Genomic DNA, 11,657 nt, shown 5'->3' with positions numbered 1-11,657 from the left:
GTAAACACCCCTTAAGAAATTTTATAAACTGTTATTATTGAATCTGGACAAGTTATTGCACAATTTTGACAAGCTATACAATCTTCTGGTCTTTTTGCCATTGCTGGTGCATATCCCTTTGCATTAATAGTTTCTCTATCAAGTTCAATAACATCCTTTGGACACACTGTTACGCATAGTCCACAACCTTTACATCTGTCTTTTTCAAATTCAACTCTGCCATTAGCCATAATTTACCTCCTATAACATCCAATCTTCTCTAAAAAATAAATCTATTGGAAAAACTTCTGCTTCTAAATTTAAATCTCTAACTTCCTTTTCTATACTTTTAAGGCATACTGCATATACATAAGGAAGATTTAATTTTTTTGAAACTTCTCTTGCAAGTTCATCGCCATATAAAATGTCATCTACTGTAGTTTCCTTTAAAAAATGTGTGGTATTAATTATTCCAGTGACTTTTGTCTGTGAATGACCTTCTACTTGTCCAATAAAATCTCTTACAGACTCAAAATCTTTTGTTTCAGGTCTATTTCTATTTATTACAAAATAATGATCATACCCTTCTCTTTTCAAAATATCTCTATACCTTCCAAGAGAAAGCGAACCCTTAGGATTTCCTCCAACATCTAAAACGGCTCTATAATCTTTATTTTCTAAAGGTTTTAAAATTGCAGCATCAACTGCTGGGATATCTAGAGAATTCTTTTCTCTCATATTAGATGAAAATGATTCCACACCTCTTTCAGCTAAAAAATCCATTTTTTCTCTAATCCTGAAATATGTATTTATAATATCCAAGTCAACTGCTGCAACTTTTTCAAAATATTTTTTCAAATAGAGGCAGTAATTAATCGCAAATTCTGTCTTTCCGCTTCCAAAATGTCCTGTAATTATTTTTATTCTATTTCCATTTTCTACTTCTTTATACATCTTCCCCTCCAATCAAAAATATCAAATATATTATACATCAACTAAAATAATTTGAAAACAATTGCAGCTTATATTTTTATTTATTATGGAAATTTATTTAATTTTTTGTCTAAACTTAGACTTTCTAAGGCTCTTTATTAGAGAATTTTATTTTTCAAAACTAACTTAAAATATTTTAAAAATAAAATTTGACTAATGAAACAAAAAGATATATTATTAGCAGTAGAGTGCTTCGAGTGCTAATGAGAAAGGTGATAATACTATGAAAAATAAAAAATACAATGCACAAACAGAAAGGTTAATGGATTTAATGATAAATTCCATTTACACAAATAAAGAAATATTTTTGAGAGAGTTAATTTCAAATGCGAGTGATGCAATGGACAAAATGTATTACATTGCACTCAATGACAAAAATGTAAAATTTAATCACGAAGACTATTTTATAAGAATCACTCCTGATAAAGAAAATAGAACTTTAACAATTGAAGATAATGGTATTGGAATGAGCGAAGACGAACTCGTAGAAAATTTGGGTACAATTGCAAAATCCGGTTCTTTAGATTTTAAAAAATTAAATGAAAAAGAAGATAATCACGAAATCATTGGACAATTTGGGGTAGGCTTCTACTCTGCATTTATGGTTGCCGATGAAATTTCTGTTTTATCTAAATCTTATAAAGATGATATAGCTCATCTATTTAAGTCCCAGGGTGCAGAAGGTTATTCAATAGAAGATGCAAAAAAAGATTCTCATGGAACAATTATAACTCTTCACTTAAAAGAAAATAATGAAGATGAGAACTATGATAAATACCTTGATGAATATGAAATAAGAGATCTTGTGAGCCACTACTCCAACTACATCAGCTACCCAATTAAAATGGAAGTTGAAAAGAAAAAACCAAGCGATGATTCCACTGAAGAAGATCCAAAATTTGAATCTTATAGAGAAGACGATGTGCTAAATTCTTCTGTCCCAATGTGGAGAAAAAATAAAAATGAACTCACAGAAGAAGACTACAACAACTTCTTTAGACAAAGACATTTTGGTTTTGAAGATCCTCTTGCACACATCCATGTGAGCGTTGAAGGCGCAATTTCCTTTAAATCAATTTTATACATTCCATCAAGAAGACCTTTTGACTTCTTTAATCCAGATAGAAAGGGCGGACTTGAACTTTATTCCAATGGAGTTTTGATTATGGAAAAATGTGAAGACCTTCTTCCAGATTACTTGAGCTTCGTAAAGGGTGTAGTTGACTCAGAAGACATTTCCCTTAACATCTCACGTGAAATGCTACAAAAAACTCGTGAATTGCAATTAATTAAGAAAAATATAGAAAAGAAAATCCTTGATGAACTTGCAAAAATCCTTAAAAATGACAGGGAAAAATACAGAGAATTCTTTAAAAACTTTGGAGTTAGCCTAAAGTCAGGCGCTTATGAAAATTATGGTGCTGACAAAGATAAATTAAAAGACCTATTTATTTTTGCTACAACAAAAAGAGAAGATGCAACTTTCAATGAATACAGAAAAGAAATGAAGCCAGACCAAGACTTTATCTACTATGCAAATGGATCCTCAATCGAAGCTATTAAGGACCTACCACAAATCAAGCACTTTATTGATAAGGACATAGAAGTTCTTGCCCTAACAGACCCAATTGACGAATTTGTCATTAAGATGTTAGAAGAATATGACGACAAGAAGTTTAAGTCAATTTCTGAAACAGAAGATGTAAAAGAAGAAGACGAAAAAACTCTTAAAGACTATGTGAAGAAGATGAAGGAAATCTTGGAAGGAGAAGTCTCATCAATTAGAGAAAATCCAAATCTAAAAGATGATGCAGCCTACCTTTCAAGCAAGGGGGAAATCTCCATTGAAATGGAAAAAACTCTTAAAAACATGCCAAACAACCAGGGCTTCAAGGCAGACAAGGTTCTAGAAGTAAATCCAAACCACCCTGCCCTTAAGAAGCTAAAGGAAATGGACCAAGCTTCAGAAGAATTCAAGACTTACACAAAACTCTTATACGACGGAGCAAGACTTGTTGCAGGTCTAGACATAGAAGACCCAATTGCTTATGCAAGAAATGTTTCAAAGTTAATGTAAAAAGATTTTATACAAATAATTAAGAATTTAAGACAAATTAAGGCTCTTTTCATTCTGAGAAGAGCCTTTTTATCGTAAATTTTAATTTTAAAAAAAGCTGATGTGCAAGATAGGTAAATCTATTCTACACATCAACTTTTTTATTAAAATATATTTTTCAATATTTTTTCAAAAGTGCCTAATTCTTGTTCTGATTTTCCTAAAGTACATTTTTTCTGCCTACCTTTTATTAACATAGTCTATTTCTTAACTAGTGATTTCTAACAAAAAGTAAAACTAATAACAAAACCACCATATTTACATGTTTTAATGCGTTTTTTTAATTTTATATAATAGTTTATAAATTAATATGCTCTAGCAAATGAACTCGGATCAATCGCTGACTTAATAGCTATTGGAATATGCAGCATTAAGTTTCCCTTAAAAATATATTCATTAGAATATACATCTACAAATGTATTCGCTCCAATTGCAACAAATGGGGAATTGGAATCTGCATACTCAGAAAATCCTGTATTTACATTAAAAGGCACTGAAACCCCAAAGCGAGATCGTTGATTATCAGGTGGGTATGAATTACATGCAATAAGAAGTTCTGTATTCTTAATAGAAATATTGTTTAATCTATCAATAATTCTCCAGTTTCCTTCTACTGATGTAAGTAAATATTTTCCATTTCTATGTTTATAATTTAATCGAGCCCACGCTTTAACATACCCATTAGTTGTATCATCTGATAGGCTTCCACTATACCCCTCCATTATTACTTTAGATGGTAAATAAACTTCGTATTCAACAAATGCACTATCGTCAATTGAGTTGTTTGAGACTGAATTGAGAACAGGTAATTTGACCTCTTTAACTTTTACATTCAACGGAATGACTTCTCCAGTCACAGTTTTAAAATAAGAGTTTTGTTGTGTCTCATAACCAGAAGCCGCAAAAGTTCTTCCTAGTAACAAAAAACAAAACATTAGAATTAATATAGATTTTTTTAGTGTTCTACACATTATTGTCCCTCCTTAAATAATAAAGTATAAATTTTTACTATAATTCATGATTTTGATTCATGATTTTGATGTAAAAACAAAAAAATATTTTCTCCTATAAGCAAGAAAAAATACAAGGCATTAAAATCATAAAGGTAAACAAAATTTTCTTGCAAACAATATTTTTTTATGAATACATAGATTACAAGTATAAAAATTTCAATTAATAAAAATATTCCAAGAGTCTTTTTAGATAGTTTGGATGAGAAATTAGTATAATAGGCGAGCATAAAACCCAAAAACAAAATCATTAAAATTTTCACACCATCTAAAATGATCATATATTTTATATCAAAAGTCGCTTGAAGTCTCTCATTTATGTGTTCAAAAATTTTTATACAAATTAGGTTTAAAGTTGGAAAATAAAATAATGATATTATAAAAGATATATATTTTTTCAAAATAAACTCCTGACTCATTTAATTTTTTTCTTCACCAATAAAGGAATAGGCCCTTTCCATAAAATCAAAAACCAGGTTTGGTACAGGGTCTTTGTCCATCTGAGTTTTCATATCATAGGCACCAATGGCAGGTTCTTCAAAGTCATCAAACTTCATAATAACTTCATAGCCTGCACCAGCCTTTTTTAATTTATAAGTGCCAGTATAGTCATAGGCACTGTTTATATCAGTCATGACAAAATTTTTCTTGTCAAATTTAAGAGCCATGTCATTGCTTAATTCTACTCCATCATCTGTATTTATCATACTTTCCAAAGTCCACTTTACATTATAAATTTTTTTGTCTGGAAGACCTTCATCCTTACCTGTGCAGGCTGTAAAAATTATTCCTGCCATAAAAATTAATAACAAGGCTTTTAAATACTTTTTCATATTTCCCTCCTTCTTTTATCCCTTTAACTAACAAAAGTTTTCTTGCTTATATTTTAATTAAGATGGCATTTTATTGCAATCACTTGTTAAGATTATAAATAATTGGATATAAATATAGTGTAAATTAAAACAAAAATAATTTTAGGAGGAATTAAAATGGATATAACATTTGGCGGAGATAAAGTAACTCTTGAAGGTAAAGAAATTAAAGTTGGAGATATTGCTCCTGAATTTAAAGCTGTCAATAAAGACCTTTCTGATTTTAATTCAGCTGATCTTAAAGGCAAAATTGTAGTTTATTCTGTTGCACCATCTATTGATACACCTGTATGTGCAATTCAAGCCACTACTTTTAACGAAGAAGCCACAAAATTATCTGATGATATTAAAATTGTAACTGTAACTGTGGATCTTCCTTTCGCACAAGAAAGATTTTGCTCAGTAAAGGGAATTGACAATGCAGATATTATTTCTGACTACAGATATAAAGAATTTGGAAAAAAATATGGTTTCTTAATTGATGAATTGCAACTTCTTGCTCGTGGCGTTGTAATAGTCGATAGAGAAGGAAAAGTTCAATATGTTGAATATGTTCCTGAAGTTACAGACGAAGTAAACTTTGACAAAGCTCTTGAAGAAGTTAAAAAATTAAAATGATTAATGTCAATTTAATTGTGCTTGGCAAAATCAAGGAGAATTATTTTAAAGATTCAATAAATGAATACAAGAAAATGCTTAAATCCTATGCTGATTTAAGCATTTTTGAAATTAATGACGAGCCATGTCCTGAAAATTTATCCAAAAAGGACATAGAAAAAGTAAAAAATATTGAAGGCGAAAAAATTTTATCAAAAATAAAAGATGATGCCTATGTCATTGCCCTTGATATAAAGGGAAAGAGTATTGACTCAGTTGAATTTGCCGATAAAATAAATAGTTTAATGATAGATGGCTATTCAAATATTACCTTTATAATTGGAGGAAGCCTTGGCCTTTCAGATGAAGTTTTAGAAAAATCTGACTACAAACTTAGCTTTTCAAAGATGACTTTCCCTCACAAACTTATGCGTGTAATTTTAATGGAACAAATTTACAGAGCCTTTAGAATAATAAATAACCACCCTTATCACAAGTGAGGTGCAAAATGATTTTTAATTTTGACTCTTATATTATAAATGTAAATAATTACAAGACAGAAATTTTTATGGAAAATTTAAAAGAAATAGAATTTGAATTAACAGAAAGCTTGACTTCCATGCTTTCTGAAATGTCAATTAACTACAAAAAGCCAAGCTACATAAAAAAGCTTAATAATATAATTATTTTGAAATATCACGCAGTTGGCGAATTATTTTCCTATGACAATGTGAGAAAAAATAGCAACTTAAAATTTGCAGACGGAGTTCATCCAATTTATAATTTTGACGAAAATACAGAAATTTATTTTTCAGAATATGTTGATATGCGTGAAGAATTTTTAGATGAAAATTCCTTCGAAATAAATATTGCAATAAAAAATAATTAATTTGCACTGTTTTTGCAGTGCATTTTTTATTGCAATACAAAAAACTTGCTACAATGCAACAAGTTAATTATAAATATTAAATTAAAGAATCTAAAAACATCATCAAGATAAAACCTAAAACTATTCCATAAGTTGCAGGTCTTTCATATCCATTTGAATGTGTTTCTGGAATTATTTCATCACTTATTACAAAAAGCATCGCTCCTGCGGCAAGTGCAAGTATAAATCCGAGAGTCGAAGAAAAAATTGAAACAAGCCAAACCCCAAAAAAAGCTCCTATTGGTTCAACTAGTCCTGTAAGTGTGGCTATCCAAAAACCTTTCTTGCGAGAATATCCTTCTCTCACAAGAGCAAGTGCAACTGCAAGTCCCTCTGGCATATTTTGAAGAGCAATACCAAAAGCAACAGAAAGACCATTAGACGCATTATCTCCTCCAAATCCAACTCCTGTTGCAAGTCCCTCTGGAAAATTGTGAATGGCAATTGCAATTACAAAAAGCCAAATCTTTGAAATATTTTTTGTATTCTTTCCTTCTTGTCTTTTATCTATTAAATGCTCATGTGGTGCATATCTGTCAATCAAATCGAGCATTAATGCTCCGCAAAAAAGCCCAAGTCCTGTAACAAGGACTCCCACTCTTCCCTCTCCTACTTCAAGACTTGGAAGTACAAGAGAGAAACAAGTTGCTGCAAGCATTACTCCAGCTGCAGCAGCAAGAAGCACATCTAAAGCCTTTTGACTTATATCTTTTGCAAAAAATATAGGGATTGCTCCAACCCCTGTCATAAGTCCTGGAATAACACATCCAAGAATAATAAATTTTAAATCCATTTTCTCACCCTAAAATAATTATATCACACTATCTGTTGTAAAATAATTCCGAATAATAAATTTAAAAAAACACGCCAAAGCGTGCTAAAATTCCTCTTATTTACTTCAAAAATAGAATTAAAACTCTACAAGCTATTTACAGCTTTTCTTATTCCATTTGATATTTCTTTTATAAATTTTGAAATTTTGTCAAAGAAATCTCCCAAACTGAAATTTCTTATACCTTGTAGTATGAGATGTCTATCTACTTTTTGATTTCCTATAAATATAGAAATATTAAATAGATTCATTAATACAAGTATTAATACTACAATACCTATTATTTTTAGAAATTTTTTCATTATCTCACCTATGATTTTAATTCTCTTTCCAACTCTTTATAATTTGGCAAATATTTTTCACACTCATTTATAAAATTTTCGTCGTGGTAAAAATATTTTAAATGTATAAGTTCATGAAGAACTACTGCTTCTATTTGTTCTATTGGTCTTTCTGCCAATTTTAAATTTATTTTTATAGCTTTTTTATCTGGATAACAAGTGCCCCATCTTATTTTCATTTTCCTTATTTCTACTGAAGTTGGAGAAAGTCCAGTAATTTTTTCATATTTATAAAAAATATCATCTAAAACTTTTTCAAGATTTCTTCTATAAACTTTTTCAAGTTCTATTTCTGAACTTGCTTCTATTTTTTCGCCAAATAAAAGATTTTTGTATCTATTTTTGTGTTTATCTTTTATTTTCAATCTCTCAACTTTATCTCTATTTTTTTCAACAATTCTCTTTATCTCTCTGTCGCTTATTTTATATGGAGCAGATACTTTTATTATACCATCTTCTACTTTTATTATTACATTCTTTATATTTTTTCTATTTATTTCTAAATTCATTTTACAAGATTGGCGACAAAAGCCTTGACATAGATTCTCTAAATCTCACAAATTTGGATCTTTTTTCATAAAGCTCTGGAGTAATTTTTGTACAGCTTTTCAAATCTTCTATAAAATCGTCTTTCAACTTTTTATTTAACTCTTCGTCATATAAAAAAGCATTTACTTCAAAATTTAGTTCAAAACTTCTTATGTCAAAATTTGCAGTTCCAACACTTGAAAGATAATCATCTGATATAACTATTTTTGTGTGAAGAAATCCACCTTCATAAGTATATACATTTACTCCCCATTTTATAAGTTCTCCTAAAAATGAAAGAGATGCCCAATGCACAAAGGGGTGATCCCTCTTTTTGGGAAACATTATATTAACCTTTACTCCACTTAATGCTGCAACTTTTAATGCTTTTAAAAGTCCCTCATCTGGCACGAAATAAGGTGTCTGAATATAAATTTCCTTTTTTGCAGATGTAATTAATTTTTCGTAACCATTTCTAATAGAATCTGCCTTTGTATCTGGACCACTAGTTACAATATTTATGTCCACTCCATCTTCTATTTCAGGAAATAACTCAGTTGTAAATCCCTTAGTATAATCCTCTGATGCAAATTTAAAATCTAAAAAGAACCTCCATGCCAAACCGTTTACAGCTGGCCCTTCTATTTTTAAATGAGTATCTCTCCAAAATCCCATCTTGCCCTTTGACACATATTCATCACCAACATTAAAACCACCTACATACCCAATCCTTTTGTCTATTACAACAATTTTTCTGTGATTTCTATAATTCATGTGAGTGTTTATTTTGTCGATATAACCTGGAAAAAATATACCAAATTTTATTCCTGCTTTGATAATTCTGTTTTTATCACTTAGCTTCATCTTCCTAATGCCCATACCATCTATTAACAAATAGACATCAAGGCCCTCTTTTGCTTTTTCAATCAAAATATTTGTAAACTCTATTGAAAGTTTATCGGACTTATAAATATAATATTGAACATAAATTGTATGCTTAGCTTTTTTTAAATCGCTAAAAAGTTCTTCAAACTTATCTTTTCCATTGTTAAAAACTTTTACTTTATTGTCTGTATAAAGTATCTCCTCTTCAGCCCTATTGAACATTTCAATCATGTCCACATACTCTTCTGTTCTTTTGTTGGAATACACAAACTCATCATTTTCCATTTCTCTAAGCTGACTTGTAGATTCTTTCTCTAAAATTTTATCAGCTCTAGTCTTTCCTTCAAATATTTTTGATTTAGAAATATCTTGTCCCAAAAATAGATAGAGGACAAAACCAATTATGGGAAGAAAATTTATTGCCATCACCCATAAAAGTGTGGACGTCGGTTTTTTGTTGTCATATAAAATTATAAAAGCAGAAATTAAGACATTTGCTATAAATAAAAATGAATAAATTTGTGCAAAGTCTTTAAACATTCCCAAATAGGTATTGATCATAGAGCACCTCTATTAATTTTATTTATTTTTCTTTGATTTGTATCTTTGTTGAGAATCTAAAATTTTCTTTCTAAGTCTAAATTCATTAGGAGTTATTTCTATTAGTTCATCATCTTCAATAAATTCAAGAGCTTCTTCAAGGCTCATCTTCTTTACAGGAGAAAGTCTAAGTGCTTCATCTGATCCTGATGCTCTTACATTTGTTTGTTTCTTTGATTTTGTAACAGAAACTTCAATTTCAATTCCCTTTGGAGATTCTCCAACAACTTGTCCTTCATAGACATCTTCGCCTGGCTCAACAAAAAGTGTGCCACGCTCTTGTGCATTATTTAGACCATAAGTTGACGCAACACCTTTGTCAAAGGAAACAATCGAAGCATTTACTCTTCTAGGTATTTCTCCTTTATATGGTACATAGCTTTCAAAAATAGAATTTAAAATTCCACTTCCCTTAGTATCAGTCATAAATTCTGTTCTATAACCAATAAGACCTCTTGAAGGAATTATAAATTCAAGTCTTTGATATCCACCATTAGGTTCAATAATATTTACAAGTTCTCCCTTTCTTCTGCCAAGTTTTTCAATTACAGACCCTGCATAGACACTATCCACATCAATAGTTACCCTTTCAGTTGGCTCTAATTTTTTTCCATTTTCGTCATATTTATACAAAACTTGTGGCTTTGAAACTTGAAACTCATATCCCTCACGTCTCATATTTTCTATTAAAACGGAAAGGTGAAGTTCCCCTCTTCCACTGACCTTAAAGGAATCTGTTGTATCAGTTTCTTCAACTCTAAGTCCAACATCAGTTTGAAGTTCTCTATTCAACCTAGCCTTTATCTGTCTAGAAGTTAAAAACTTTCCAACTCTTCCAGCAAAAGGTGAATCATTTACAGAAAAATTCATTGAAATTGTAGGCTCAGAAATCTTTACAAACTCAAGAGCTTCTGTATCTTCAGTAGACGTAATTGTATCTCCAATATTTATATCTTCAATTCCTGTTACGGCTACAATTGAACCAGATCTTGACGAATCAACTTCTACTCTATTTAATCCCTCAAATTCATAAACTTGTGCAATTTTTATATTTTCTTGAAAGTCAGGTTTTTGTTTGTTAACTCTAACAAGCTTATCGTTTTGTTCAATTATTCCCTGTTCAATTTTTCCAATTCCAATTCTACCAACATATTCATTGTAATCAATTGTAGAAATTAAAAGTTTAAAAGGCAGGTCGTCCTTATTTTCTGGTGCAGGAATGTATTTTATAATTGTTTCAAAAAGTGGATCCATTGAAGTCATTTCATCATCTAAATCTAATGATGCAATTCCTTGTTTTGCTGATGCAAATACAAAAGGACATTCAAGAATATCGTCATCAGCTCCAAGTTCAATAAATAAATCCAAAACTTCATCTACAACTTCAAGTGGTCTAGCTTCAGGTCTGTCCACTTTATTTATACATACAATTACAGGCAAATTAAGTTCAAAACTTTTTTTAAGAACAAATTTTGTTTGTGGCATTGGTCCTTCAAAAGCGTCAACTAAAAGTACAACTCCATTTACCATCTTTAAAACACGTTCTACTTCTCCACCAAAATCTGCGTGCCCTGGAGTGTCAATAATGTTTATTTTTACTCCATTGTGATTTACAGCAGTATTTTTTGATAAAATTGTAATTCCTCTTTCTCTTTCAATATCATTAGAGTCCATTACTCTATCACTTACTTGTTGGTTATCTCTAAAAATCCCAGATTGTCTTAAAAGTGCATCCACAAGTGTAGTCTTCCCATGGTCAACGTGTGCAATAATTGCTATATTTCTTATATCTTCTCTTTTCAAAATCTCATCTCATTTCTTCAAACTTCTATCCTATTTTAATCTTAAATAAAAAAAAGTGCAACAAAAAATGACTTATAAACAACTAAACAAAGTATTTATAAGTCATTTAATATTTATTATCTAAACTTTTCTACCAACTTCTCAAAGGATACTTCTACTTGTTCTCCTGTTTT

13 protein-coding genes are annotated in these 11,657 nt (G+C 30.1%); 4 read left to right on the top strand and 9 right to left on the bottom strand.

Annotated features, from left to right (window positions below; genetic code table 11):
- Positions 1 to 11: 11 nt before the first annotated feature.
- Positions 12 to 230, bottom strand: a complete 219-nt coding sequence (locus BQ5450_RS06800; RefSeq protein WP_010247346.1) for a 4Fe-4S dicluster domain-containing protein — start codon at positions 228 to 230, stop codon at positions 12 to 14.
- Positions 231 to 240: 10 nt separating this feature from the next.
- The gene (locus BQ5450_RS06795; protein WP_071126383.1) at positions 241 to 933 is read right to left on the bottom strand and encodes an ATP-binding protein; all 693 of its coding nucleotides are present in this window, start codon (positions 931 to 933) and stop codon (positions 241 to 243) included.
- Positions 934 to 1,195: 262 nt separating this feature from the next.
- Between BQ5450_RS06795 and htpG the strand changes: the two genes are divergently transcribed.
- Entirely contained in the window at positions 1,196 to 3,049 is a 1,854-nt protein-coding gene (htpG, locus tag BQ5450_RS06790) for a molecular chaperone HtpG (protein ID WP_071126382.1), read from the top strand.
- Between the two features lie 344 nt (positions 3,050 to 3,393).
- Here htpG and BQ5450_RS06785 read toward each other — a convergent pair whose 3' ends face one another.
- Positions 3,394 to 4,059: a hypothetical protein gene (locus BQ5450_RS06785; protein ID WP_010247338.1), complete on the bottom strand. Its 666-nt coding sequence runs from the start codon at positions 4,057 to 4,059 to the stop codon at positions 3,394 to 3,396.
- A gap of 458 nt (positions 4,060 to 4,517) precedes the next feature.
- Positions 4,518 to 4,931 carry a hypothetical protein gene (locus tag BQ5450_RS06775; protein WP_071126380.1) on the bottom strand — a complete coding sequence of 138 codons (414 nt, stop codon included), beginning with the start codon at positions 4,929 to 4,931 and terminating at the stop codon, positions 4,518 to 4,520.
- Between the two features lie 156 nt (positions 4,932 to 5,087).
- Here BQ5450_RS06775 and tpx point away from each other — a divergent pair, with 156 nt between their 5' ends.
- Genes tpx through BQ5450_RS06760 form a run of 3 tightly spaced genes read left to right on the top strand, consistent with a single transcriptional unit; the run spans position 5,088 to position 6,456 of the window.
- Complete coding sequence (gene tpx / locus BQ5450_RS06770; protein WP_071126379.1) at positions 5,088 to 5,588, top strand: thiol peroxidase; 501 nt, start codon at positions 5,088 to 5,090, stop codon at positions 5,586 to 5,588.
- Positions 5,585 to 6,067: a 23S rRNA (pseudouridine(1915)-N(3))-methyltransferase RlmH gene (rlmH, locus tag BQ5450_RS06765; RefSeq protein WP_010247330.1), complete on the top strand. Its 483-nt coding sequence runs from the start codon at positions 5,585 to 5,587 to the stop codon at positions 6,065 to 6,067. Before tpx ends, rlmH begins: the two co-directional genes overlap by 4 nt.
- An 8-nt stretch (positions 6,068 to 6,075) precedes the next feature.
- Entirely contained in the window at positions 6,076 to 6,456 is a 381-nt protein-coding gene (locus tag BQ5450_RS06760; RefSeq protein WP_071126378.1) for a hypothetical protein, read from the top strand.
- 76 nt (positions 6,457 to 6,532) lie between these two features.
- Here the strand turns inward: BQ5450_RS06760 and BQ5450_RS06755 are convergent, their stop codons facing one another.
- The 5 genes from BQ5450_RS06755 to typA all read right to left on the bottom strand — a co-directional run bounded on the left by BQ5450_RS06755 (position 6,533) and on the right by typA (position 11,484).
- Positions 6,533 to 7,288, bottom strand: coding sequence for a ZIP family metal transporter (locus BQ5450_RS06755; protein WP_071126377.1), 756 nt, complete (start codon positions 7,286 to 7,288; stop codon positions 6,533 to 6,535).
- A 125-nt stretch (positions 7,289 to 7,413) separates the two neighbouring features.
- A complete protein-coding gene (locus BQ5450_RS06750) occupies positions 7,414 to 7,629 on the bottom strand; it encodes a hypothetical protein (RefSeq protein ID WP_071126376.1) in 216 nt (71 codons plus the stop codon).
- Between the two features lie 8 nt (positions 7,630 to 7,637).
- Positions 7,638 to 8,177, bottom strand: coding sequence for a M48 family metallopeptidase (locus tag BQ5450_RS06745; RefSeq protein WP_071126375.1), 540 nt, complete (start codon positions 8,175 to 8,177; stop codon positions 7,638 to 7,640).
- 1 nt (position 8,178) lies between these two features.
- Entirely contained in the window at positions 8,179 to 9,642 is a 1,464-nt protein-coding gene (cls, locus tag BQ5450_RS06740; protein WP_071126374.1) for a cardiolipin synthase, read from the bottom strand.
- 18 nt (positions 9,643 to 9,660) lie between these two features.
- A complete protein-coding gene (typA, locus tag BQ5450_RS06735) occupies positions 9,661 to 11,484 on the bottom strand; it encodes a translational GTPase TypA (RefSeq protein ID WP_010247318.1) in 1,824 nt (607 codons plus the stop codon).
- Between the last annotated feature and the right edge of the window lie 173 nt (positions 11,485 to 11,657).

The organism is Peptoniphilus lacydonensis, assembly GCF_900106515.1.
In the GTDB taxonomy this organism is placed as follows: Bacteria; Bacillota; Clostridia; order Tissierellales; family Peptoniphilaceae; genus Peptoniphilus_A; species Peptoniphilus_A lacydonensis.
Note: the sequence above shows the minus strand (reverse complement) of the source record. Positions and strands in the feature narration are given on the sequence as shown.

Bases quoted from the DNA above. Each gene is read 5' to 3' on its own strand.
- BQ5450_RS06775 (WP_071126380.1), bottom strand. From the start codon at position 4,931: ATGAAAAAGTATTTAAAAGCCTTGTTATTAATTTTTATGGCAGGAATA.
- BQ5450_RS06800 (WP_010247346.1), bottom strand. From the start codon at position 230: ATGGCTAATGGCAGAGTTGAATTTGAAAAAGACAGATGTAAAGGTTGT.
- BQ5450_RS06760 (WP_071126378.1), top strand. From the start codon at position 6,076: ATGATTTTTAATTTTGACTCTTATATTATAAATGTAAATAATTACAAG.
- BQ5450_RS06795 (WP_071126383.1), bottom strand. From the start codon at position 933: ATGTATAAAGAAGTAGAAAATGGAAATAGAATAAAAATAATTACAGGA.
- BQ5450_RS06785 (WP_010247338.1), bottom strand. From the start codon at position 4,059: ATGTGTAGAACACTAAAAAAATCTATATTAATTCTAATGTTTTGTTTT.
- rlmH (WP_010247330.1), top strand. From the start codon at position 5,585: ATGATTAATGTCAATTTAATTGTGCTTGGCAAAATCAAGGAGAATTAT.
- cls (WP_071126374.1), bottom strand. From the start codon at position 9,642: ATGATCAATACCTATTTGGGAATGTTTAAAGACTTTGCACAAATTTAT.
- htpG (WP_071126382.1), top strand. From the start codon at position 1,196: ATGAAAAATAAAAAATACAATGCACAAACAGAAAGGTTAATGGATTTA.
- BQ5450_RS06750 (WP_071126376.1), bottom strand. From the start codon at position 7,629: ATGAAAAAATTTCTAAAAATAATAGGTATTGTAGTATTAATACTTGTA.
- BQ5450_RS06755 (WP_071126377.1), bottom strand. From the start codon at position 7,288: ATGGATTTAAAATTTATTATTCTTGGATGTGTTATTCCAGGACTTATG.
- tpx (WP_071126379.1), top strand. From the start codon at position 5,088: ATGGATATAACATTTGGCGGAGATAAAGTAACTCTTGAAGGTAAAGAA.
- BQ5450_RS06745 (WP_071126375.1), bottom strand. From the start codon at position 8,177: ATGAATTTAGAAATAAATAGAAAAAATATAAAGAATGTAATAATAAAA.